This window comes from Algoriphagus yeomjeoni (genome assembly GCF_003259505.1).
Taxonomy (GTDB): Bacteria; Bacteroidota; Bacteroidia; order Cytophagales; family Cyclobacteriaceae; genus Algoriphagus; species Algoriphagus yeomjeoni.
The window spans coordinates 46,686-71,512 of the sequence record NZ_QLLK01000003.1 but is presented as its reverse complement, the minus strand read 5'-3'; the positions used below and the strand labels follow the sequence as shown (position 1 = coordinate 71,512).

The following is a 24,827-nucleotide window of genomic DNA, read 5'->3' as shown; positions in this document are numbered from 1 at the left end:
TGGTCATATGGAGTCTCGCCTAAGAAATAATCATCTCAGTGTTTAACGCTTTCGTTATGCTCGATTTCATTTTTCTATAATTAGTTGTCGAATAAGAGGCAATACTTAAGCCAATTGCATTTTATAGTGCATAATATTACACTCTTCAAATATATCTCCAGCTTTTTCAAATCCAAATCTTGAATAAAGCGGGACAGCAGATAGCTGGGAATGAAGATACTTTTTAAGCCCATTAGCCTCTGGTGTTGCCTCAATATCCTTCAAGACAGCAACGACCAATGCTTGTCCTACGCCTTGCCCCCGTACTTCTTTTAATACTGCAAAACGCTCCAATTTCACCCCATTTGGGGTTATTCTCCATCGTGCAGCTCCCACAGGCTGATCATCTATACAGGCCAAGAAATGGGAACACTGACTTTCAAACTCATCGTATTCAGCCTTTGGATCCACACCCTGTTCTACCACGAAAACCTGCTCTCTGATCTTATAAGCAGCCTTCAGCTGATCATCACGGGTTATTTTTTCTACTTTGAGACTCATTTCTCTCTTGTTCTTTGTAATAATGATCTTTCTCGTATGCCTCGATAATAGACTTCACTAGTCTGTGTCGGATCACGTCCTTACCACTTAGATTTACAACACCAATTCCCTTCACATCCTTGAGGATTTTTAGCGCTTCAGACAATCCACTTTTTTGCCTCACAGGCAAATCCACCTGAGTCTGATCACCTGTGATTATCACCTTAGAATTTGGCCCCATTCGAGTTAGGAACATCTTGATCTGCTCATTTGTTGTGTTTTGGGCTTCATCAAGCAAAACGAACGCATCATGTAGCGTCCTTCCACGCATGTATGCCAAAGGCGCAATTTCGATCACACGGGTTTCCTGGTAGTATTTGAGCTTTTCGGGTGGCACCATATCCTGAAGCGCATCGTAGATTGGTCTTAAATACGGATCCAATTTCTCTTGTAGATCGCCAGGCAAAAATCCTAGGTTCTCTCCAGCTTCCACAGCTGGCCTAGTGATGATGATCCGCTTAACTTCCCTATTTTTCAACGCCCGAACGGCAAGTGCTACTGCAATATATGTTTTACCCGTACCAGCAGGCCCTAAGGCAAAAACCAGATCATTCTGCATGGCAGATTCAACCAGTTTTCGTTGATTAGCTGACTTAGGCTTGATTACTATCCCTTTGTTTCCAAAAACAATAACCTGATCCCTGTTAGCCTCCTCAAAAGGAACTCCTTCGACATCGAGGTAGTCTTTGACATTCTCAGGAGTGATATGACCGAATCGATCCACGTGCTCCAATAATAAATTCAGAACATCGTTAATCCTCAGAATCTCAGGAGCTCCGCCTTGGATACGGATCTCATTACCTCGAGAAATAATTTTACTTTGGGGAAAGGCAGCGGCAATTTGCCGTATATTCTCATTGGCTTCGCCTAGAAATTCTGCCAAGGGAACATTTTCTAACGTGATTACTTTTTCGACCAAACTCTTATTATTGATTAGATTATCCTTGAAGGTAGAAGAATAAAATTTCTATTTTTGTTCAAATCCCTCCTAAACAAAAGTACAAAAATTTTAATTGACTTGCTTCTATGGCATTGGTTACATTCCTCTCAGATTTTGGGGACAAAGATTACTACGTACCGGCAGTAAAAGCTAAAATGCTTGCCGTAAATCCACAGTTAAACATCATCGATATTTCTCACAATATCGAGGCATTTGATATAGCTCATGCTGCATTTGTATTACGATCGACGTTCCGAGATTTTCCTAAAGGTACCGTCCATCTGGTATCCTTAAACACTACGGGAAGTATCACACATGGGTATATCGGTGTAAAGCTTGAAGAGCACATTTTTGTAGGACCAAATAATGGGATTTTAAGTCTGTTGGCAGATCACGAGCCGGGCATAATGGTTCAGTTTGCAGATATACATTTGAAAGATTCTACGTTTCCTACAAAAGATATTTTAGCACCCATCGCTGCAAAAGTCGCCAGTGGAGCTGCTATTCATGATTTCGGTGGACCACTGAAAAACTTCCGAAAACTCATGTCGCGACATCCTAAAGCTACTCGCGAGCACATCACCGGTCATGTTCTGCGAGTAGACCGCTATGGAAACCTGATCACAAATATTAATAAAGAAGTATTCGAAAAGTTAAACCCAGGCAAATTCACCATAGAATTTGGCCGTGAGTCTGTGAACAAACTTCACAATGGCTACGATCAGGTGGAACCAGGAGACTGCTTCGCTTTCTTCAACAGCTTGAACTTATTGGAAATCGGAATAAACCATGGCCATGGCGGTGATTTGCTCGGTCTAAAATACGACAGTGTCGTTTACGTAACCTTCCATGCCTAATGCTAATCCGAGTTGTAAGAATGACTTTCAAGCCAGAAGGAGTAGCTGGTTTTTTGACGAACTTCCATGCGAATAAGGATTCGATCCGGAATTTTCCCGGATGTCAGCATTTAGAGCTTTGGCAAGATGAGAATGACGCAACTATTTTTCTCACCCACAGCCATTGGAAAAGCGAAGAACACTTGAATCAATACCGTGATTCTGAGCTTTTTAAAACGGTATGGACGTACACCAAAAGGCTTTTTGCAGATCGACCTGTAGCTTTCAGTTCAAAAAAAATCGAGGAAGTAAGGAAATGAGTTTGTAGAAAAAAGATTCTTTCCTCATATTTGCATCCCGTTACGCAAGTGACGGAGCCAAGTCAGGTGTAAGGCCAGACTTACCGAATGCCCAAGTGGTGGTCCCGATAGCTATCGGGACGATAGACTTACCTTCGGAAATTAAACGAGTTGCATACCGAACAACCGTTTACGTTTTAAAAGTTAATGCCCAGATGGCGGAATCGGTAGACGCGTTGGTCTCAAACACCAATGCCGCAAGGCGTGCCGGTTCGACTCCGGCTCTGGGTACAAAAGCTCGCTGAAAAGCGGGCTTTTTCTTTTTCACCTACCCAGACTTTCAACCCATCTTCGTTCACACTTCCCTTCGACTCCAAAGCCTATTCAAACCTAAAAACCATGCAATTTGAAAGTTTAACTTTCAAATTGCATGGTTGAAGTCCTCATTTTCATGCCATATGAAACCAAAAAAGTCCATCTCCTATAAATTTAAACAAACAATAAAAAAGACCCACATCATTCCCTGTGAGCCTTTTCAGATTTCATATTTTTACCTTCTAACTTCTCAAGTTCCCCTCAATATCTCCATTGGAGCTTGTTTAATAATCTTACGTCCATTCAGCCAACCCAAAACTATCGTCAAACTTGTGATAGCCAAATAAAGGATCAATGCCTCTAGCCAAGCTCCGCGGAATGGGATATTGAACACAAACTCACTCAAAAGCCATGTAGCTCCAAAAGACAAAATAATCCCTGAAAGCGACGCCAGGCTGCCCAGAAAGAAATATTCCAACGTATTGATTTTGCTCACTATGGCAGAGCTCGCTCCAAGCGTCCGAAGCAAAATACTCTCCCGCATCCGCTGATATTTGCTGATGATCAATGAACTGATCAACACCAAAACTCCAGTAGCAATACTGAAAAAGGCCATAAACTGAATTACAAAGCTGATTTTCCCCAAGATCTCTTCCAGCGTCGCTACTATCGTCCCAAGATTTATGATGGAGATATTTGGAAACTGACGTACAATTTCAGCCTGCACATCTCCTGCTTCTCTGTCATTCTTGGTTTTGGTGATCAGCACATGGAATTTAGGCGCTTGATCTAATACTCCATTTGGAAATAGCACCAGGAAATTAGTGGAAACTTGGTTGAATTTCACATCCCGAAAGCTACCCACGAATGTCTGGATCGGACGGCCTTGGACATTAAACTCTATCTGATCGCCTATTTTCAAACCGTTCCCCTCTGCAAATCCTTTTTCAAAACTCACAAACACACTATCCCCGCGGGCTCCCACAGGAATAAGCTCTCCAGAAGTCAACGTCTCTGAAGAAATCAATGAATCTCGATAGGTCACCCGAAATTCACGATTGTAAATCCACCTGGAATAATCCTCCTCATCAGGCAATTCTTCATTGGCTTGCTTGTCAATTCCGTTGATCGCATTCAGATTCATCGTCACTATCGGCACCTCCTGCATGATGGGTAGATCGCGGGAGATTATTTTAGCTTTGACATCCTCCAGTTGAGCAGTCTGAATATCAAACATCAACATGTTTGGCTGGTCTTCCTTATCTGCAAACTTTGCTTCTTCCAGCAATTGGTTTTGGAGGAAAAAGAGTGTAGAAATCATCGCTGTTCCCAAACCAATTGTTGCAATCAAGGAAACTGTCTGGTTATTTGGTCGGTAAAGATTGGCCAAAGACTGACGTAGCGTATAAGTGAAAGAAATTGGCAGAAACTTCCTGACAGCCCAAATAATTGCTTGGGCTACGGCCCAAAGTATACCGAAGGCAAAAACGACAAAACCTGTAAACCCAAACGCAAAATCAACCCGATCCAATAAATAGAAGCTAAATCCCCAGATGAATGCGAGTATTCCTACAATCACCAACCAGCGAAGTGGATCTTTCAGCAAAGTAGTATCCCCTGTCTCAGGCCGTAAGGTCGCCATAGGAGACACATTCCGTACTTTCAGCAATGGCAAAAGTGCAAACAATACTGAGACAAATAATCCCGTAATCACTCCAAACCCTACAGAAAGCCAAGAAATCCCAAAAGAGACCTCCACCGGTAGAAAATCTGCAAAGACAGCAGGCAGGACAAATTGAAGCAACGTACCCAGAAAAGCTCCAAGTACTGCTCCAACCATCCCCATAATCATGATCTCAACTAAGTAGATCAATAGCACATCTCTCGAAGAAACACCGAGACAACGCAAAACAGCCACTGAACCAAGTTTCTCCTTCACAAATACATTCACTGCACTAGCCACACCCACACACCCTAGCAAGAGTGCGATGAATGCTACCAAACTTAGGAAGTTAGACATGTTGGCAAATGACCTACCTGTGGAACGTTTTTGATCCTCCACGGTATCAGCATCCACTCGGTCGATCTCCCACTGATCTTCAAATGGTTTGATCAATTCATCCACGTTTGTATTGGGAGCAAACTGGTAGTATCGGTTGTAGTTCACCCGGCTACCGTATTGCACGAGGCCAGTTTCTTCCAAAAACTCCATGGGAATATATACCGCCGGAGCTACTGTTGCAGTAATTCCCGTTTGACCTGGAACCGCTTGCAGTTCTCCAACGACAGAAAACTCTACATTTCCAACTTTAATCACATCACCTACCTCAGCCCCAAATTGGGCTAAAAGTGCTTTTTCAACCAAAGCCTTTTTCCCGCCACTCCTGAAATCAGCATCACCTGCCTCTGGGATGGTTTCCAAAGCTCCATAAAATGGGAAAGCTCCTTCCAAGGCACGAACTTGCGTCAAACGACTGGCACCGGTGGCTGGATAGGCCACCATAGAAGCAAAATTTACCTCCGAAGCCGTCTCTACAGCCAGAGAATCTATAGGCTGATCGCCCAGGGCTTGATTATTTTCCAACACCAAGTCAGCTCCCAACAGCTCCTTAGCCTGACTGTCTATATCTTTGGTAAGATTCTCACCAAAACTACTGATCGCAACCAAAGCGGCTATGCCTACCACTATGCTGCTGACGAAAAGCAAAAGTCTAGAGATGTTTTTCCGGAAATCCCGAAACGCCATCTTCAAAATCCATCCAAAATCAGGCATGTGCTTCCTCCTGTATTTTACCACCTTTGATATGAATGATTCGCTGCGTTTTCGCTGCCAATTCCAAATCATGTGTCACCAAAACCAGTGTAGTACCTTCTTCTTTATTCAGATCAAAAATCAATTTCTCGATCATTTCCCCAGTTTCAGTATCCAGATTTCCTGTGGGCTCATCTGCGAATAGTATTTTAGGCTCATTTGCAAAAGCTCTAGCAATTGAAACCCGCTGCTGCTCACCTCCAGAAAGCTGGGTAGGATAATGCGTTCCTCTATTTCCCAAGCCTACTTTATCCAGCAGTTCCTGGGCCTTTTTTCTGGCATCTTTTCTTTTCTTAAGCTCAAGAGGCACCATTACATTTTCCAATGCAGTAAGCGTAGGCAAAAGCTGGAAATTCTGAAATATAAAGCCTACGCTTTGGTTACGGACTGCTGCTCTCTGATCCTCAGAGAGCTTTTCCAATGAATTACCGTCAAGGACCACACTGCCGGTAGAACCCGAATCCAATCCAGCACAAAGCCCGAGTAAGGTGGTTTTCCCGCTGCCCGATGGACCAACAATAGAAATGATTTCTCCAGATTTAATGTCAAATGTAACCTCGTCTAGGACAGTCAGTTTTCTGCTGCCACTTGTATAAACCTTACTCAGGTTTGAAACTGATAAAATATTCATGTGCTGTACTTGGGTAGGGAAAAGAGGTAAATATGCTAAACGGCAAAGCCCCTAGATAGTTTTTGGAAGATAGCAATAGCCTCATTAATCAACAAACATCCTTACAGCAGAGGTATTTCAAACCTTATTTTTACTAAAAATGATGAACCTTTTACTCAGAAATCCTTTTGGGTATATAGTTTTACAATTCACATTTGAGATTTCCATGCGATTCAAAAACCTAAACTCATTCTTCATACCCGTAGCGCTTCTTTTCACTTTAGCCGCCGTTTCTTGTTCTGAAAAGCAGACAGAAACCACCAAGCAGGAAGTGATTTCTGAAAAAGCTGAAGAGACAAAAGCAGATCAAAAAACTATCCTATTCTTTGGCAATAGCCTCACAGCGGCATACGGAATCGATCCTGAGGATGGTTTTGCCGGATTGACGCAGCAAAGAATCGATAGTTTGGGATTGAACTATAGAGTCATCAATGGTGGGCTAAGCGGGGAAACAACAGCAGGTGGAGTTGGAAGATTGGACTGGTTTCTGGAAGAAAAGCCGGATATCTTTGTATTAGAACTCGGAGGAAATGATGGACTCCGGGGGATAGCAATTAGTGAAACCAAGAAAAACCTGATGCTCATTATCGACAAGGTTCGGGAGAAATACCCAGATACTAAAATCATTTTGGCGGGAATGCAAATCCCGCCTAACATGGGCACAGACTATGCGAGAGAATTCACCGAAATTTACCCTGCAGTAGCAGAAGAGAAAGACGTCACACTTATTCCTTTCCTGCTGGAAAATGTAGGCGGGATCAAAGAACTTAACTTGCCAGACGGCATTCACCCAACAGAAGAAGGACATCAAATTGTATTTGAGACGATTTGGCCATATATTCAAAAAAACCTGGAATAATCTTTAATAATGGTTTCCTTTTCGTAATACTGGTTGGTTTCTAATTAAATACTATTGGAAATCTTTGACCATACTTCATTTTTTTGAATTGGATTGCATGGACTTCCATAAGCAAATACTTCAACTGGAATATCTTTTGTAACTACGCTATCGGCCCCTATCAAACATCGTAAATCTATTTTGATATTAATAGACATCACTTCTCCTGAACCAATTACTATACCTTCACCAACCTCAACAAATCCTCAAAGTATTGCTCCAGGATTAACAGTCACAAAATCCTCCAATATAGAACGATGTCCAACTGAGAAAGCTCGCTTAATAGTCACACCAAGCCTTATTGTTGCCATTGAAGAAATTACTACCATTGGCTAAACCATTATCCCATTTGACATTGAAGAGTTGGGAGCCATATAAGTCCTAGGGTGGATTAAATTGATATACCTCTTTGCATAAACCCCATAATTATTAAGGAAATAATTCAAAATAATAAAGGAGACAGGGGGATTATGCACACCACATTCGACAGGTAAGTCCAATTTTTTTTCAAACTCATAATCTTGCTCAAAAATAAAATTAGCTTGATATAAGTGATTTTGAACAGTACAATTTGGTGGATAAACATTTTTAATCACATCAAAATCTCTACATGCATACTGCTCTGATTCCAAATCCATAGTATTTGGAATCCCTCCATCACCATGACCTAAAAGTATATTTTTATTATTTTGAATTATAAATTTAATTGAGTCTGAAATTGCAAGAGAAAGGGAATAAGTAAAAGTATACGATTCAATTATTTAAGGAAATTAACAAAAAATCTTCTTAGAGAATATAAAAAACTTCGTGTTAATTGAACTGGGTCATTATGCAGAAAATAAAATAAATGCCAGTTCATAGTCACCATAGTTTTCCAATTTTCCAAACTTGACCTACCTCTGAAAATCCCATTTGGGTTCAAGTTATAAACTGATGTCACTATTGGGATGAAAATAGTGTCTCCCCTATTTTTATAAAATGTGAATACCACCATATCTATTATTTCAGTCTTCAACACTATTCTATTATTAAGTAATTCCTCCATCTCATTTCTCATCATCCAACTGGAAATATGACCAAAATAATTCTTCTTCCTCAGCTCGTATGGTGAAAAAACATGAAACTTCTCAGGGAGGTCAGCTGGCCTACTAACTAGACCTCCTTTAATGTCAGTATCAGTTATACAGAGAGATGCAGTAGGATATTTTTCCATGAAGTCTACTTGGAGCTGAAGTTTTTGCTCGTTGACCCAATAATCATCCCCATCGCAAATACAAACGTATTTTCCTCTGGCACTTTGGTAAAGCGCAAGATGATTTAGTCTACCTGTTTTACGGCCATTTCTAATCATCTTATCCTCATCCCTTCTTAAAAAAAGCCTGATTTTATCTTGGTTTAACTCCGCATAACTAAGGCAAATGTCTTTAGTACCATCAGAACTGTCATCCTCTCCAATTATTATTTCATATGTGAAATTGGTCCTCTGAGAAAGAATACTATCAAGGCATTTTTGGATGTATTGATAATGTTGAAAAGTAGGTACACAAACAGATACCAATGGCTGAATTATATTTATACGCTTATTTCCACCAAGATACTCAACACCATAAAAAAACTGCATAGAATTTTTGTTAAACTAGGTTTTGGTTAAAGCTATTATAGAAACCTAACGTTCCTAAATCTTCGGACTGAAAAAGTTCTGCTTCATGGATTTCCATGAGCCCATGGACTCGGGTCAAAAGATCAAGATTGGAAGCTTTCTTTGTCTTCTTGGCATCAAACCAAATATTATCTTCTAATCCGATTCTCACTCCATAGCCAAATGAAATTGCCAGAGAATTCATTTGCAATTGGCAGTCCCCTAAGCCTGCAAAACTTACCATATGATTAACGGGAATTTCTTGCATGGCAACACCAATTTGGGCAAAACTAGCTTGAAACCCAGCAATATTTCCGAAAAGCAAGTTCCAATAAAATGGCCCTTCTAAAATCCCCTTTTTGATTAAATACTTGCCGTAATTTATCATGCCAAGATTAAAACATTCCAACTCCGGCACCACACCCTTTTCTTTCATTTTCTCAGCCAAAGCTATGATTATTTCTGGGTCATTTATGGAAGCTTGATTTATGAAATTCAAGGAGGAAAGAGTCAATGAACACATATCTGGGCGCAATTCAAGTAACTCAGATCTTTTTTCTATTTCCGGAAAATTTCTACCAGAACTACTTCCACAAATAATCAATCCGGGACAATGTTTCCGAACACCCTCAAAAATATCTCGGTAAATTGCAGATTTATAGGTAGGTACACCACTTGCCTCTCTTGCATGCAAATGGGCTATAGTGATACCCATTTCAAAAGCTCTATGAGTATCTTCAATTATTTCTTGAGGAGATATCGGGACATATTTGGTCAACTCCTTTGTAGGAACCATGCCTGTTGGACAAAAATTAATAATTATTTTTTTCATTGAATCTAAAATTTAATCCACTCTTATATTGAGACAGTAAATAAATAAAATTACAATTGATAATCAGCTTTCAATATGGAATAGAGTTTTATGTATATCCGCTTTTCTACCAGTATGGTGGCAAAAGGAATGTAGGGTACGTTAAACTTAAGAATTGTGTCTTCCAACCAGATAAGCAAAGACTATAAGGTGACTGGCATCATTACAGATTACCATATAGAGTTTTATTCATAGACACAAAGACCCCAATCAAGAACTATTAAAAATTTAAAAAGCCCTTTAATCTCAACTGAAAGAGAAAACTTAAGCCATGTTTAAATCCAAAAATGGATTTCCCGTAATATGGCTATACTAGAATAGTTTAGCTCTTGTTTCAAACCAAATATTTAAATACTATATTTTATCTTCCAAAATAATTTTTATAGATGAGCTTTCAAATCAAAACTTCCGGGGATTCTTACGATGTGATAATTGTAGGATCCGGAGCAGGTGGCGGAATGGCCTCCAAAATTCTCTCTGAAGCCGGACTCTCAGTCGCTGTCATCGAGGCTGGAGGTGATTTCGACCCCGCCAAAGAAGAGGATCGCACCCAACTCAGACCACCATGGGAATCACCACGTAGAGGAGCCGGTACTCAGATCCGCCCCTTTGGAGATTTTGATGCGGCTATCGGAGGCTGGGAAATAGAGGGCGAACCCTACACCAGAAAAGGCGATTCAGAATTTGACTGGTTCCGATCCAGAATGGTCGGCGGCCGAACCAACCACTGGGGTAGAATCTCATTAAGATTTGGCCCAAATGATTTCAAAAGAGCCAGCATAGATGGACTGGGAGATGACTGGCCAATAGGCTACGACGATGTCAAGCCATACTATGATAAAGTAGATAAATTGATCGGTGTCTACGGTAGCAAAGAAGGTATTTATAATGAGCCGGATGGCTTTTTCCTCCCTCCCCCAAAGCCTAGACTCCATGAGCTTTACCTGAAAAAAGGCACAACCGCCGCCAGCATCCCAATGATTCCGTCAAGGCTTTCCATTCTGACGAGGCCAATCAACAAAGAGCGTGGCGCATGTTTTTTCTGTCGCCAATGTAATCGGGCATGTCAGGTTTATGCGGATTTCTCAGCTGGAACTTGCCTGGTTCATCCGGCGATGAAGCAGGGAAAAGTGGATCTTTACACCCACAGTATGGTAAGAAAGGTCACAACCGATGATTCAGGTAAAGCAACGGGAGTTTCTTTTGTCAGCAAGGCCGACATGAAAGAATATAAGCTAAAGTCAAATGTAGTAGTGCTAGGGGCGTCCGCTTGTGAGACTTCACGGATCATGCTGAACTCGAAGTCCAAGACACATCCCAACGGAATCGGCAATAGCTCAGGAGTTTTGGGTCATTACCTACACGACTCTACTGGAGCAAGCAGATCGGGAATCATCCCGGACTTGATGGGCCGAGAACGATACAATGAAGACGGTACGGGCGGTATGCATATGTACACTCCATGGTGGCTGGACAATAAAAAACTGGATTTCGCCAGAGGCTATCATATAGAATATGGCGGGGGAATGGGACAACCTGGCTACGGTGCAGGAGGAAATATGGACTCCATGAGAAAGTACATCACAGACGAATTCGGTAAACCTAGTCCTAATGGCGGCTATGGCGTAGGTCTTAAAAAAGACATTCGTCAAATCTATGGATCTACCGTAGGCATGTCTGGCCGGGGAGAAAGCGTGCCGAGATTTGACAATTACTGCGAAATCGATCCAACTGTAGTAGACAAATTTGGAATTCCTGTACTGCGGTTCAATTACAAATGGACAGATCAGGAAATCAATCAGGCCAAGCATATGCAGGATACTTTTGAAGAAATCCTAACTGGTGCCGGAGCACAATTACTGGGTACCAAACCAGGAGCAGACACCCTTTACGGCCTAGCTGCACCAGGCAGAATCATTCACGAAGTAGGTACAGCAAGAATGGGCAACGATCCAAAAACATCAGTTTTGAACTCAAATTCCCAAGCACACGATTGCAAAAATCTCTTTGTGGTAGACGCTGGATCATTTGTGTCCCAAGCAGATAAAAATCCAACTTGGACAATCTTGGCCTTGAGCTGGAGAACCTCAGACTACATCATTTCAGAACTGAAAAAGAAAAACATTTAAGCCATGAACAGAAGAGAAAACCTCAAATTGCTCTTTACCGGCACTATCGGTACGGGTCTAATACTAACCGGGTGTTCACCTGAAGAGCAGGCTTTGCCAGAAAACGCACTATTAGCTGGCACCACAATCGGTGGTAGAACTGACGAAGAAATACAACGTGATCTGGAATTACTTTCCGAAACATTTTTTACCGAGGCTGAGCGAAAAAAGCTGAGCACCTTGGTAGATATCATCATGCCAAAAGACGAGGAGTCTCCCGCTGCTACTGAAATCGGCGTGGTGGATTTTATGGAATTTATGATGAAAGATCAGCCAGGAAATCAAACCCGCATGCGGGGAGGATTGATGTGGCTGGATTTCGAAGCCGACGAGAAATTCGGGAGAACATTCAATCAATTAAACGAAACCGAAGTCATGCAAATCGTGGACGAGGTAGCTTGGCCAGATACAGCTAAGCCTGAATATGAAGGTGGGGTCCGCTGGTTCAATATGCTCAGAAATCTTACTTGCTCAGGCTATTTCTCTACCGAAGCAGGCTGGAAATACATGGGTTATGTAGGAAATACCCCTAATGCCTGGGATGGCGTACCTCAGGAAGTGATGAGCAAACATGGAGTGCAATTAGAAGAAAAATACATTGCTCAATACCTCAAACCAGAAGACCGAGGGACGATCATTCAATGGGATGATGAAGGAAATGTAATTGGTTAAAAAATTAAAACTCAGTTAAATGGCTGAGTTTTTTTTGGTGCGAAAAGTTTTACTACTATCTTATTCTTCTATTCCTCAAACTCTTATTAGTCAAATGCAGAAAAATCAAGTATATCTAATTTTAGTCCTATCATTAGGGCTTTTTTCCTGTGAAAATGAAGAAACTGTAACAGAAACAACTCCAATCGAACTCTCCATAGACTTGGTTGACTCCTTAGATTTAGAAATCCTCGGCAATCCTTTGATGGCTTCAGTAAATAAGGAGGGCAGCCTTGTTTCCTTTTTCGATTTTCCTTCAAGTGAGACTATCATCACAAATCCCAACGGAGAGATTCTTCATCAATTTTCCAAAAAAGAAGATACTCCTGACGCTTATGGGTTCAAACTGGAATTGCCAATTCTTTGGGGAAATGACCGGGTGATCCTCATAGGCATGCGAGGGATATTTATCTATGACCTGGGTGGTACTTTGATCAAAAAAATTGATCATGCTGAAGCTATGGGAAGTGCAGGATCCATGTCAATGCCAGGATTAACAGCTAAAATAATCACACTTGGAGGAAAAGAATACCTCATAACTAAGTCATTTCGGTCACGCGATACCTACCCTGGCGAGCAGAAATTCTACGATACTTACAAAGCCGTTGAGCTGGTTGATTTGGAAACTGGAGAAATGCAGGACTTCGGGCCTTTCGAACCAGAGAGCAAATTCCTTGATGGGATGGGCTATGATCAAAGTGATTATGCTCCAGCTTACGATGTGCAAAGCGATAAATTATATCTGTCCCACGGCTCAGATCCTACGCTTTATATTTATGATTTTTCTCCAGAAGAGGCGAACCTCGACACCGCTATTTACCTTGATATTCCCGATTTCTATGTAGTGGAGGGCAAACCAAGAACTGAGTTTTCTCCGGGAAGTGTCTCCATTAATGGAGGCACAGCAGCTATCCGGAATATTTTGGTTCAAGACGGGAAAATACTTGTCCACTACTACCCAGGTATAGATCCAAGAATCATAGAAGAAGCAAGGGCTCTATGGGCCTCGGGTAAGGAAGAGGAAGGAGAAGCAATCTATAGCCAAGGATCATTAAATACAAAACCCGGCATCCTAGTTTTTGATGAAAAGACTTTCTCTTATTTGGGAACACTTGATTTTCCTTCTGGTGTAAATCAAGCTGGTTTTATGGCAAGTAATGATTCTCTTTATTTTCAAAGAACACCCGACCCGAATGTAGAAGAGGATTTTTTAAGAATTTATAAAATGAAATTGATTGAGAAATGAGATATAAAATACTAGTCCTACCAGTTCTTATTCTAGTCTTTTCCTCCTGTTCTACTTCAGAAACTACTGAAAAGTCATCCGACCAACAATTTCAACTTTCCTGGGAACTGGCGGACTCTTTGGATCTAGAATACCTTGGAAATCCTATGCTTACAGATGTTAGTTCAGAGGGCTCCAAATTGATTTTTTTTGATTTCCCAAGCAAAGAAATAATTATTACGGATGCTGAAGGAAAGCTTATCCACACTTTTTCCAAAGAAGAAGATACTCCAGATGCTTATGGCTTTAAACTAGAATCCCCAGGCTTCTACGGGGAGGATCAGTTAGCTGTCTTTGGAGCAAATGGCTTATTCATTTATGATTTGGACGGAACTATGGTGAAAAAAATCTCTCATCCCGAATCATTGGGCACGTTATCGTCCCGCACTATTATAGGAAAATCACTCGAATCAGCTACTATTAACGATAAAACTTATCTCCTTCCAATATCAGTGCGCCCAGACAACTCCTTTCCGGGCGAACAGGAATTCTACGACGAATATCGGGCATTGGAGCTCGTGGATGTGTCAAACGAAACCATGGCTGAAATTATTCCTTTTGAGAAAGGAAGTCATTTTTTGAATGGAATGGGGTTTAACCCAAGTGACTACAGTCCTGCATACGAAGCCAATGGAAAAACAGTATATGTGGTACACGGCGGAGATCCCCAACTTTATGTTTACCAGCTAAGTACCACCACCGTAACGCTTGATACTGTAATTCAGCTAAATATCCCTGGATTTCTTATACCGGAAGGAAAGGAACGGGAAAAATTTAAGGATGGGAAAATTGAAAACCGGGGAGGCACTGCAGCTATTAGAAATATTCATATTCTTGATGATTTGCTGTTACTGAATTTCTATTCTGGAAGGGATCCAGTTAAGTCTAAGGAGGTTGAGGCTTTGTGGATGAATGGAAAAGAAGAGGAAGCCAGAGCTATGTCTCTAAAAATAGAAGAGGAAGTATCGAAAGGCACCCTAGTGTATGATTTAGCAGATCTTAATTATCTAGGAACTGTGCCGCTACCTACCAATACCGTTGGCCAAACTTATGCCAGCGGAGGAGGTTTTGCATGGTTTCAACGACTTCCAGATCCGGATGTAGAAGAGGATTTTTTAAGAATTTATAAAATGAAATTGATTGAGAAATGAACTACAGAAACATTTTAACAGTCTCTTTAGCATTGGCCTTTCTCTCCTGCTCCTCTTCGGAAAAAACTGAAAAAGTAGCATCTGAAACGTCGACTGAATGGGAACTCCAAGTTCTTGATTCTATTCAGGTGGATTATATGGGAAATATTTCCACTGGAGATTTTAGAGAGGGAATGGGTTTGCTGTATGATTATACCGCGAACACAGTAATCAAAATCGATTATGAAGGAAAGGTCCTCTCTACCAAAGCATTTCCCAAAGACGGCCCAAATTCAATTTCTTTTATCTCCACTGTAAAAATTGACCCTACTAGCAATCCATATATAGGCAACCATGGTGGCCCATATTATGAATTAAACGAGGATCTGTCGGTTAAACGAGAAATCCAAATGCCCTTTGCAGCCCCCGTACATGGCGGGTTAATGGATGCGAAATCATTCGAGTTCTGGCAGGATAAAATAATTCTTTACTATACGGGAAGAGATGAGGTAGGGCCTTTTACTGAAAACTACTTAAGAGACTATTTCTTGCTCGAAATGCTTAATCCTGCAACTGGAGAAAGCAGCCCTCTAATCCGAACGCCTGAAACATCAAAATTCAGTACAGGCTTACTTTATGAGAGACCTTCAATATCATTTACGACAATTGAAAATGACTTATTACTCTACTTCAACAATGAGCCAAAAGTTCACAGGTTTGACCTGCTTGACTCTGGAAGGCACATTGAGACCATAGATCTTAACCCAACGAAATTTATAGAAGCTCCGGAATTGAAAGATAAATACGAAAACTACAACTACGAAAAATTGGTCGAAGGGAATATTTTTGGAGTATTTGCAAATCAGAAACACCTTGTGGTTCACTATTCAGAAGGGATTTCGGAAGATGTTTTCGGCTCACAAAACTTCACGTTCCCTGAGGACTTCCCTAGACTAGCTGAATTGAACCAATCTTATTTCAAAGTGTATGACACTGAAAAAGGCTGGTCAAACGAGATTCCCATTTCTAAAAAGGTTAAACAAATCTTTGCCATAGAGAATCCTACAGAGCCTTTCTACGCCCTCCGAAATGACGACTACATAGGTGAAGAGCAGGATTACTTAACTTTTTATAAACTGCAACTGGTTCAGAAATGAAAAATAATTATACGCTTTTTATCTGCTCAATCCTGCTGGCTTTTGCCTGTTCATCTCCGAAGAATGAAGCAGAAAACCAGTCGATAAGCTCCAATGAATGGGAACTGCAAATCGTAGATTCGATTCAGGTGGATTATTTGGGAACAGTGGATGGAGGAGATTTCAAAAATAATGAAGGAGTTATTTTTAATTTCAAAGAAAACAAACTGATCAAATTTGATAACAATGGAAAAATACTTCATGAGCATTCCTATCCTAAGGAAGGGCCGGGAAAAGTTCAGTATCCGACTCAAATCAAGATCCTAGAAGATGGCGAAATAATAGCAGCAAGTTTCGTAGGATGGCTGTATGAGATCAACCCAGATTTATCATTTAAAAAGGAGATTAAACTTGAATTTCCTACCGAAGCCAAAGACGGAGGTGGGCTATTGAAAAACCTTGACGTATGGGATGGGAAAATCATTTCCTATTATCCAGGTAGGGATGGTGCTAACCCGTATGACCCACATTTTTTCAGAGACCATTATTTACTTGAAAAAATTGATGCTGCAACTGAGACATCCGAACCGATTATCAGGATTCCAAAATCCTCCCGTTATTCTACGGACAAGTATTACGAACGTCCTTTTCTCCAATTCGTAGTTTTGGAAAACTACCTATACCTAGCATTGGAAAACGAGCCATTGGTTCATGTGTACGACCTTTCTCAAAACAATGCATACTTGCATACCTACAACTTTGAACCAACAAAATTTCTAGACAATGGGGAGCACTCCAAACCCTACGAATACATTTCGTTCAGTAGAATGAGAGATGCTAGTATCCAACAATTCTTCCCAACTAAACAGGGCATTTTTTTACTATATACAGAAGGGATTTCAGAAGAAATATATGCCCAGTATGAATTGAAAAAACCAGAAAACTTTCCCCAACACAAGGACCATCAGAGACAGATTATAAAAATTATAAACCCTGACTCCACGCTTTCCAATGAAATCAACCTCTCCTATAGAATTGGAAGAATCCTAAACATAGAATCCTTAGACAAACCCTTCTTCGCACTTCGAAATGACGAGTACATAGGAGAAGAGCAGGATTACTTGACTCTTTATAAACTACAATTGATAAAAAAATGAAAAAACTTCACTACTTATACCTTCTACCTTTTGCGATCAGCATCTTATCCTGCTCAGGCGAACAAGAAGAAACCAAACCCTCTACTCCGCTATCGGAGAAAGCGTTAGAATTTGAGATTTATGATTCGCTGGTGGTGGATTATCTGGGGAATCTGGTGTTGTTGGACATCAGTCCTGATAACAGCAAGTACTTGATGATGGATCAGAATACTGGGGAAATATTAGTCACCGATTCTGAAGGTTCAATTCTACATCAGTACAACAGAAGTGGAGAAGGTCCGGAAGATTACAACAGTGGTAAAAGTGGCAAAGCAATCTTCATCAACAATAGTGAATTCCTTCTTCCTACCACAAAAGCAATTTACCAATACAGTTTGGAAGGTAACCTCATTAGAAAAATGGAGCCGGAGTTCCAAGGCTTCGCAAATCTTGTGGTCTCGTATTCCAAAGCCATCATCAAAAGTGGAGATAATCTCTATTTCAAAATACAAGGAAGACATCCTGATAGAGGAGACCTAACTAAATACACTAATCTTGAGAAAGTGAATTTTAGCTCGGGGGAATATGAACCAATCATTCCTTTTCCTACGTCTTCAAAATTTTTAACCCCGGAAGCTGGATTCCAAGCCTTTGACTACCACCCAGTTTTTGACGTTACCGCAGATTCCTTGTTTATTATCTTCAGAAATGAACCTAAACTTTTCTCTTATTCCCTGAGTAATCTGGATACTCCAGCTTATTCCAAAATTGTTTCCTTCCTGGAATTTGAAGAAAGAAATCCGGACAAGAAACTCGAGAATGGGGCATTTGACATAAGGGACTTCCTACTAGGTTCTATTAATTCGGTGGAAAAACTGGAGGATGGAGCCTTCCTGATTTATTACACTTCCGGTCTCACAGATGAGGAGGCAAATGAGGTTACTTCAGAAGCAAGCGAGGACTTCAGTAAAATCTTTGAACTGGCAGACAAATACAACACAACGGGAAATGTGCTGTTTGATGGTGAATCTGTGAGCAAAATCATAGAGAAAAATGAACTCCTCAGTAACATCGCCAAAATAGCCTCACGGGATGAGATCTGGTTTAACCTTAATTTTTCTGAAGTAGAAAAAGACTACTCGGTGATATACAAAACACGAATAGTGGAGAAGTAAATGAACAATTCTCAATTTTCAAATTCAATAATCAGGTAGTTCACGAACCTTCGTTGCTTTTTGGCGAAAAATTCTTGCACTTAGAATTCCCCTTTCAGTCCAGCTTCTGGAGAAACAGGACAACAGACAGACGATAACCGATAAAACCAGGGCCTTTTCGTCAAACTTTGTCCCCACTAGGGCTAAAGCAAGCGCATAAAAAATCCCGATTGAAATTCATCAATCGGGATTTTTTTGAGTTTTGAGGTTTTAGAATAACCTAAATCCAACAGAGAGAATCCATTGATTCACCCGCTGGTCTGTGCTAAACTTCCCCATGCTCCCCGTAATCTTATCCAATGAACTCTCGTATTTGGCATCAATAATCAGGTTTCCTATATCCAAACCAAGGCCTGCCTGATAGCCAATAGTAGCATCTTCAAACTTGGCATTTTGAACCGTCTGACCTGCATCTTTCAGCTCAGAGTTAACATTGATACTTGCTATGGGACCAGCTTGAATTCTTAGCACTTTAAACATCTTTAATCCCACCATAAGCGGGATATCCACTCGATTAAAATCTGCTTCGTAGTCCTGAATTGGAGCATCTGCCGGATTAAAGGTAAACTGCCCTTGGGTCTGCGTATACAATACTTCAGGCTGTAAATAAAGCGGCCCTAGCCCTATTCTAGCGAATAATCCTACATGGTAGCCAAATTTAGAATCTCCGTTTTTGAAATCATCACTTTTGAGATCGAGCTGTGTTTGGCTAAGACCTACTTTCGGACCTAGAGAAAAGCCCTGCGAATAGCCAGTTAGCGCAAATGCCAACAGAGCCAGAGAAAGAATAAGTTTTTTCATGGTTTTATGATTATTGGTTTAGTAAGCTTAGTAACGAAAGATTTTAAGAAAAATTAGCAATTCCCTTGCCAACAAGAAAAATCCGGTGGAAGGTTTGATTTGAAAAGTCATCAGTGATCAGTATTAAGTAATCAGTTTTCGAACCAACCTACTAATAGAACATTCACCCAAAATTAGAAAAAGTCAGAGTTGTTCCCTCCGCGTGTACTCCGTGAGCGCTATTGTTACACTTGAAATACAAAAAAAAAAGGAAGCCCGAAGACTTCCTTTTCAAGTTCTATTTCAATGAGTTTATTTTATGCCGCTTGAGCTGTACCGAACACTCCGACCATATTTAGGATTAGTAAAATAATTACGATTGGACATATCCACTTCACGAAGAATATCCAACCTGCTCTGAAAGGACCTTTAAACTTAGGGGCTCCCAACTTCAATTCGTCAGCATAATCAGAGATCTTTGATGCCCAACCTGTGTAAAGTGCCAGCATCAAACAAATCACGATCACCGCAAACGTACCGAACACAAAGTCCATAATTCCGAAGAAGCCTTCTAGCCTATTGCCAAAGAAATTGATGTGTAACGAGTTAAAGAATGTACCCGGAATCTGTGACAATGCTGAAGGAACTGATAGTGCCATTGCAGCCAAACCAATCGTCCAAGTTGCTTTTTTTCTACCCCACTTTCTATCGTCAATCATATAGGCTACAGGAACTTCAAGCATAGAAATAGTAGAGGTCAACGCCGCCACCATCAATAGAATAAAGAACAAAGCTCCAACAATATGACCACCTGGCATAGCTGCAAATACCTTTGGCAATACGTCAAAAACCAATGCTGGACCTGCTGCCGGATCCTTGCCAGGAAGTAGTGCAAATAGCGCAGGAAACACCATCAATCCTCCCAAAAGTGCAACTGAAGTATCCATACCTGCAATCCATCCTGCTGATTGAATGATATTAGACTTCTTAGGCAAATAAGAACCAAATGTAATCATCAGACCCCAACCCACCGACATAGAAAAGAAGGCTTGACCAAGTGCCTGAAGTATAACTGCAGGATTAATTTTGCTGAAGTCAGGCTTCAAATAGTACTCAATACCCGCTCCTGCACCTTCCAAGGTAACCGCTCTGCCAGCAATGAAAATGATGATAATAAAAAGTACCGGCATCAAAAATTTAGATGCTTTCTCAATACCTCCTGACACCCCACCCAATACAATCAGGATAGTCATCAATATAAATATGAAAGTCAAAGGAATCACATACAATGGTGTCTCCACAAACTCCGCAAAGTCAACAGGAACATTGATGATTTCGGTGATAATATAGCCGACGGTCCAGCCCGCAATAACGGAATAGTAACTAAAAACGAAAAAACAGACTAGCACACAGAGAACGCCTGCAAGCTGCCAAAACTTATTTCCTCCTGTGTCTCGTATAGCTCCGATTGGGTTTTTACCGGATTTTCTACCAAGTGCTATCTCGTTAAATAGTAGCGGTAATGCTATAAACAGCACGCATAAAATATAAACAAAGACAAAGGCTCCGCCTCCATTTTCACCCACTAAATAGGGGAATCTCCAAATGTTCCCAAGACCTACGGCAGAACCGGCTGCGGCCATTATGAATCCTAAACTAGAACCAAATTCGCCTCTTTCTTCGGTTTCGTTGATTGATGCCATAAGTTATTTTAAAGTTAAATTAGGGTGTATAAACTGCTTTTTAAGAGCGGGCTAAGATAATTTGTTTTGCCAAAATACCAATTGCCGTTCGGAAACTTTTCGGTTCGAAACCAAGCTGTTCTCGGGCTTTTTTGATTACAAAACCTGTTTTTAAAGGTCTTTTTGCTGGTTGAGTAAAAGTGGTTGAATCTGCCCGCTTGATTAAATTCTTATTCAAACCAAAATAGTCTGCGGTGATATTTGCCATTTCATAAGGAGTCAAAAAGTCTGGCCCCGAGATATTAAATATTCCTTCGGCTTCATACTCAGCGATTAAAATACATCCTGTTGCTAAGTCCTCAGCAAGCGTTGGGGTGCGGAATTGATCATCCACAACTTGAATTTCCTTGCCTGCTTCAAGAGAGGATTTCACCCAAAGCACAATATTGGATCGACTCAAATCATGTGCAATCCCAAATACCAAAACAGTTCGTACTATTGCCCATTTGGTCTTCGATGCAATGACACTTTGCTCGGCTTCAAGTTTGGTCTCGCCGTAGTAATTTACAGGTGCAGCTTCAGCATTTTCGTCCAAGGGACCTTCTTCCCCTGAAAAAATAAAATCTGTGGAAACGAAAATAAAATGAGCTTTTGCGGCTTCCGCTGCTTTGACTAGGTAAGCTGTAGCATTGACATTGGAATCGTAGCAAGCCTCCTGATTCAGCTCACACTGATCCACATGTGTCATTGCGGCACCATGAATAATGATATCTGGCTTTATTTCAGCCAAGGTTTTCTCTACTTCTGATGCATTCGTAATCTCCAGAGACACATATTTGAATCCTTCTCCAGGTAACCTGCACTCACCTTTGCCACTAGCGAAAATCTGAAAATCACCTTTTTCGACTAATTGAGAAACCAGCTTTTGACCTAGCAAGCCATTCGCCCCAGTGATAAATATCTTTTTCTTATTTGCCATCTGGGTAGCTGTAGCCATATTCCTTTTCGATTTTCTTTCGGGACATTTTCTCCACTTTCACTGTCATATAAACCGGCTCAATTGGCCTATCTCTAGTGTTTGTCGTAGTATTTGAAATCTCCTCGGCCACTTCCAATCCTTGGATTACTTCTCCAAAAACGGTGTATTCCTTGTCCAAGTGCGGTACTCCACCCACGGTTGTATAGGCTTCGATTTGCTCTTTGGTATAATCCTTTGTCAAGTTCACATTGAGTGACTTTTCCAGTTCATCTCTTTTGGATAGAATCAAATTGGTCAAACTATCGAACTTCTGTTCATTGTAAAGGCGGATGTATTCATTTTTCAATTCTTCCTGACTACCCAGCTCCATGTACTTCATCAGGGCTTTTTGAAGCTCCTGCATGTCAGTCGTGAGCTCAAGCTCATCATAGACCTTTCCAATAGTGATGTAAAATTGAGAACCGTTTGAGCGACGCTCTGGATTGATTCCATCAGGCTGACGTGCGGCAGCGATCATCCCTTTTTTGTGGAAATACTTAGGCCTGATTTCGGCCGGTAACGTCGGCCATTCCTGAGGTGGAAGATTTTCTTTTGTAAAAACATCTCCACCTTGAATCATGAAATTCTTCATCACCCGCTGGAATTCGGTAGAGTCAAACCTCCCCGCCTCCGCCAATTTGATGAAATTGGACTTATGCTCAGGCGTATCATCAAACAACACCGCTACAATATCTCCGTGACTTGTTGAAATCGTCACCACGTAATCTTTGTCTGCAGCACAGGCAAAAGAGCTCGCGCAAAGGAAGAGCACAAGTAAGGTTCTTAGAAATCTCATTTATTTAACGTTAGTTTGATTTGATCCAATATGACTTTTCCACCCGCTGCAAAAACCTTATCTGCAAGCTCCTGACCTAGTTTTTCTGGATTGGCAGAGTCGCCTTCCACAACGATGGAAATCCGCTCTTTCCCATCCAAACTCACGATCCCACCTTTTAGGCTTAGCTGATCTCCTTCAAGATTTGCTAGCGCAAAAACAGGAATGCTACAGCCCCCTTCCAAAACTCTCAAATATGCTCGCTCAGCACGAAGTCTCAGGGAGGTTTCCAGATGATTGCAAGCTTTAGTTATCTTCGCTTCTAACTCCGAATCCAATTTTTTAGCCACTTCGATGGCAACTGAACCTTGACCAACCGCTGGAGTGAATTCATCTAAATCCAATTCTTCCACAATCATATGATCATACTCCATCCGATGTGCACCCGCATAGGCAAGCAATAGCGCATCACAAAGTCCCTCCTCCATCTTTCGGATTCTAGTTTGCAGATTCCCACGTACCTCCACAGTTTTCACATGTGGGTAAAAATGCTTCAAAGTAGATACGCGACGGGTAGAAGAAGTCCCTAGGACAACTTCCTTCTTCAGAGAAACTGATTTATCGTGAGAGACAAGCACATCATTTTCTTTTTCGCGCTTAGTAAACGCTATGATTTCAAAACCATCTGGCAAATTGGACTGCATATCCTTGGCGCTGTGAACTGCGATATCAATCCGTCCGTCCAGTAATTGATCTTCCAATTCCTGTGTAAAAACCCCCTTGCTACCAATCTTGGCAATGGAAACGTCCAGAATTTGATCGCCTTTGGTGTCGATGATTACAATTTCTGTACTCAGACCAGCTTTTTGTAAAAGCTCCTCTACATGGTACGCCTGCCAAAGCGCTAATCTGCTTCCGCGCGTACCTATTTTCACTTGGTTACTCATTGACTCGATATTTTCATAGGGCGCTTATTCACGCCTTCTTCTATAAATTTAATGATGGAGCCTGCCACATCGATTCCTGTAGCTTTCTCTATTCCTTCAAGTCCAGGAGAGCTGTTCACTTCCAGGATCAACGGGCCTCTCGCCGACTGAAGCATATCTACTCCAGCCACGTCCAGACCTAGCGCTTTTGCAGCACCCAATGCAGCAGCTTTTTCCGCACGACTTAGCTTGATTACAGTAGCTTTACCTCCACGGTGAAGATTAGATCTGAATTCACCTTCAGCTCCTTGGCGTTTCATCGCTCCTACCACTTTGCCATTGACGATGAACGCTCGGATATCTGCTCCTTTGGCTTCTTTGATGAATTCCTGAATAATAATTCTCGCTTTCAACCCATGAAATGCTTCAATCACGGACTGACTTGCTTTTCGGGTTTCTGCTAAAACTACTCCTAGCCCTTGAGTTCCTTCCAATAACTTGATAATCAGTGGCGCACCGCCCACATGCTCAATAATTTGCTTCTCTCCACCTTTGGAAAAATTGGTGAACGCTGTTTTGGGCATCCCAAGCCCCGCACTTGATAAGATTTGCAAGCTTCTCAGTTTGTCTCTGCTTCGTACAATCGCCTGGGAATTTACTGCAGAAAAAGCACCCATGAGTTCAAACTGACGAACCACGGCTGTCCCGTAAAACGTCACTGAAGCTCCAATTCTTGGGATAATTGCATCAATATCAGTTAGTTTTTCGCCTTTATAAATAATGGAAGGCCCTTCCTGCTCGATGATCAAATCACAAATACTATGATTTACAATCAGTGCCTCATGACCTGCCTTTAGAATTGCTTCAAAAAGTCTCTTTGTAGAATATAAATTTGGGTTCCTGGAAAGGATTGCAATTTTCATCTGTTTAAAATTGAATTTTATGGTCATCCTGATTGCTATCGGGAGGAATCTCGCAAAGAACAATCATTCTTTGAAATGAAGCTT

At 41.2% G+C, this 24,827-nt stretch carries 22 protein-coding genes and 1 tRNA gene; 11 read left to right on the top strand and 12 right to left on the bottom strand.

All coding sequences use genetic code 11. The annotated features are described in order from the left end of the window. Nucleotides 1-105: 105 nt before the first annotated feature. Both LV83_RS05840 and LV83_RS05835 read right to left on the bottom strand, forming a co-directional pair. Complete coding sequence (locus LV83_RS05840; protein WP_111610616.1) at nucleotides 106-540, bottom strand: GNAT family N-acetyltransferase; 435 nt, start codon at nucleotides 538-540, stop codon at nucleotides 106-108. Further along, nucleotides 509-1,498, bottom strand: coding sequence for a PhoH family protein (locus LV83_RS05835; RefSeq protein WP_111610615.1), 990 nt, complete (start codon nucleotides 1,496-1,498; stop codon nucleotides 509-511). Before LV83_RS05835 ends, LV83_RS05840 begins: the two co-directional genes overlap by 32 nt. A 107-nt stretch (nucleotides 1,499-1,605) precedes the next feature. Here LV83_RS05835 and LV83_RS05830 point away from each other — a divergent pair, with 107 nt between their 5' ends. The 3 genes from LV83_RS05830 to LV83_RS05820 all read left to right on the top strand — a co-directional run bounded on the left by LV83_RS05830 (nucleotide 1,606) and on the right by LV83_RS05820 (nucleotide 2,945). Next, nucleotides 1,606-2,376 (top strand): SAM hydrolase/SAM-dependent halogenase family protein, encoded by a 771-nt coding sequence (locus LV83_RS05830; RefSeq protein ID WP_111610614.1) that lies wholly within the window; start codon nucleotides 1,606-1,608, stop codon nucleotides 2,374-2,376. Beyond that, a complete protein-coding gene (locus tag LV83_RS05825; protein WP_111610613.1) occupies nucleotides 2,376-2,675 on the top strand; it encodes a putative quinol monooxygenase in 300 nt (99 codons plus the stop codon). Before LV83_RS05830 ends, LV83_RS05825 begins: the two co-directional genes overlap by 1 nt. A gap of 188 nt (nucleotides 2,676-2,863) precedes the next feature. Further along, a tRNA-Leu gene (locus LV83_RS05820) sits at nucleotides 2,864-2,945 on the top strand. Between the two features lie 274 nt (nucleotides 2,946-3,219). Here LV83_RS05820 and LV83_RS05815 read toward each other — a convergent pair. Together LV83_RS05815 and LV83_RS05810 are read right to left on the bottom strand one after the other, a co-directional pair. Next, nucleotides 3,220-5,742, bottom strand: coding sequence for an ABC transporter permease (locus LV83_RS05815; protein ID WP_111610612.1), 2,523 nt, complete (start codon nucleotides 5,740-5,742; stop codon nucleotides 3,220-3,222). Continuing rightward, nucleotides 5,735-6,412 (bottom strand): ABC transporter ATP-binding protein, encoded by a 678-nt coding sequence (locus LV83_RS05810; protein WP_111610611.1) that lies wholly within the window; start codon nucleotides 6,410-6,412, stop codon nucleotides 5,735-5,737. The genes LV83_RS05815 and LV83_RS05810 overlap by 8 nt, the downstream gene beginning before the upstream one ends. Before the next feature lie 205 nt (nucleotides 6,413-6,617). Here LV83_RS05810 and LV83_RS05805 point away from each other — a divergent pair, with 205 nt between their 5' ends. After that, a complete protein-coding gene (locus LV83_RS05805; RefSeq protein WP_111610915.1) occupies nucleotides 6,618-7,310 on the top strand; it encodes an arylesterase in 693 nt (230 codons plus the stop codon). A 796-nt stretch (nucleotides 7,311-8,106) separates the two neighbouring features. Here the strand turns inward: LV83_RS05805 and LV83_RS05795 are convergent. Together LV83_RS05795 and LV83_RS05790 are read right to left on the bottom strand one after the other, a co-directional pair. Then, nucleotides 8,107-8,970, bottom strand: a complete 864-nt coding sequence (locus tag LV83_RS05795; protein ID WP_111610609.1) for a glycosyltransferase family 2 protein — start codon at nucleotides 8,968-8,970, stop codon at nucleotides 8,107-8,109. A gap of 10 nt (nucleotides 8,971-8,980) precedes the next feature. Continuing rightward, nucleotides 8,981-9,820 (bottom strand): BKACE family enzyme, encoded by an 840-nt coding sequence (locus tag LV83_RS05790; RefSeq protein ID WP_111610608.1) that lies wholly within the window; start codon nucleotides 9,818-9,820, stop codon nucleotides 8,981-8,983. A gap of 425 nt (nucleotides 9,821-10,245) precedes the next feature. Here LV83_RS05790 and LV83_RS05785 point away from each other — a divergent pair, with 425 nt between their 5' ends. The 7 genes from LV83_RS05785 to LV83_RS05755 are packed head-to-tail and all read left to right on the top strand — an operon-like array spanning nucleotide 10,246 to nucleotide 18,600. Beyond that, complete coding sequence (locus tag LV83_RS05785; RefSeq protein WP_111610607.1) at nucleotides 10,246-11,988, top strand: GMC oxidoreductase; 1,743 nt, start codon at nucleotides 10,246-10,248, stop codon at nucleotides 11,986-11,988. A gap of 3 nt (nucleotides 11,989-11,991) precedes the next feature. Next, nucleotides 11,992-12,699, top strand: a complete 708-nt coding sequence (locus LV83_RS05780; protein ID WP_111610606.1) for a gluconate 2-dehydrogenase subunit 3 family protein — start codon at nucleotides 11,992-11,994, stop codon at nucleotides 12,697-12,699. A 19-nt stretch (nucleotides 12,700-12,718) separates the two neighbouring features. Continuing rightward, on the top strand, nucleotides 12,719-13,984 hold the full coding sequence (locus LV83_RS05775) for a hypothetical protein (RefSeq protein ID WP_111610605.1): 1,266 nt from the start codon (nucleotides 12,719-12,721) through the stop codon (nucleotides 13,982-13,984). Next, entirely contained in the window at nucleotides 13,981-15,174 is a 1,194-nt protein-coding gene (locus LV83_RS05770) for a hypothetical protein (RefSeq protein WP_111610604.1), read from the top strand. The genes LV83_RS05775 and LV83_RS05770 overlap by 4 nt, the downstream gene beginning before the upstream one ends. Then, nucleotides 15,171-16,310: a hypothetical protein gene (locus tag LV83_RS05765; protein WP_111610603.1), complete on the top strand. Its 1,140-nt coding sequence runs from the start codon at nucleotides 15,171-15,173 to the stop codon at nucleotides 16,308-16,310. The genes LV83_RS05770 and LV83_RS05765 overlap by 4 nt, the downstream gene beginning before the upstream one ends. Next, nucleotides 16,307-17,446 (top strand): hypothetical protein, encoded by a 1,140-nt coding sequence (locus LV83_RS05760; protein ID WP_111610602.1) that lies wholly within the window; start codon nucleotides 16,307-16,309, stop codon nucleotides 17,444-17,446. The genes LV83_RS05765 and LV83_RS05760 overlap by 4 nt, the downstream gene beginning before the upstream one ends. Then, nucleotides 17,443-18,600, top strand: a complete 1,158-nt coding sequence (locus tag LV83_RS05755; protein ID WP_111610601.1) for a 6-bladed beta-propeller — start codon at nucleotides 17,443-17,445, stop codon at nucleotides 18,598-18,600. Before LV83_RS05760 ends, LV83_RS05755 begins: the two co-directional genes overlap by 4 nt. Nucleotides 18,601-18,849: 249 nt before the next feature. On the opposite strand, the gene LV83_RS05750 is transcribed toward LV83_RS05755, so the two are convergent. From LV83_RS05750 to rimK, 6 genes are all read right to left on the bottom strand, one after another. Then, nucleotides 18,850-19,440, bottom strand: a complete 591-nt coding sequence (locus LV83_RS05750; RefSeq protein WP_111610600.1) for a porin family protein — start codon at nucleotides 19,438-19,440, stop codon at nucleotides 18,850-18,852. Nucleotides 19,441-19,736: 296 nt separating this feature from the next. Beyond that, nucleotides 19,737-21,122, bottom strand: coding sequence for a sodium-dependent transporter (locus LV83_RS05745; RefSeq protein WP_111610599.1), 1,386 nt, complete (start codon nucleotides 21,120-21,122; stop codon nucleotides 19,737-19,739). 40 nt (nucleotides 21,123-21,162) lie between these two features. Beyond that, nucleotides 21,163-22,098 carry an SDR family oxidoreductase gene (locus LV83_RS05740; RefSeq protein ID WP_245947006.1) on the bottom strand — a complete coding sequence of 312 codons (936 nt, stop codon included), beginning with the start codon at nucleotides 22,096-22,098 and terminating at the stop codon, nucleotides 21,163-21,165. After that, the gene (locus LV83_RS05735) at nucleotides 22,070-22,915 is read right to left on the bottom strand and encodes a peptidylprolyl isomerase (protein ID WP_111610598.1); all 846 of its coding nucleotides are present in this window, start codon (nucleotides 22,913-22,915) and stop codon (nucleotides 22,070-22,072) included. Before LV83_RS05735 ends, LV83_RS05740 begins: the two co-directional genes overlap by 29 nt. Next, nucleotides 22,912-23,841, bottom strand: coding sequence for a hydroxymethylbilane synthase (hemC, locus tag LV83_RS05730; RefSeq protein WP_111610597.1), 930 nt, complete (start codon nucleotides 23,839-23,841; stop codon nucleotides 22,912-22,914). The genes LV83_RS05735 and hemC overlap by 4 nt, the downstream gene beginning before the upstream one ends. Beyond that, a complete protein-coding gene (gene rimK, locus LV83_RS05725) occupies nucleotides 23,838-24,743 on the bottom strand; it encodes a 30S ribosomal protein S6--L-glutamate ligase (protein ID WP_111610913.1) in 906 nt (301 codons plus the stop codon). Before rimK ends, hemC begins: the two co-directional genes overlap by 4 nt. Nucleotides 24,744-24,827 lie beyond the last annotated feature (84 nt).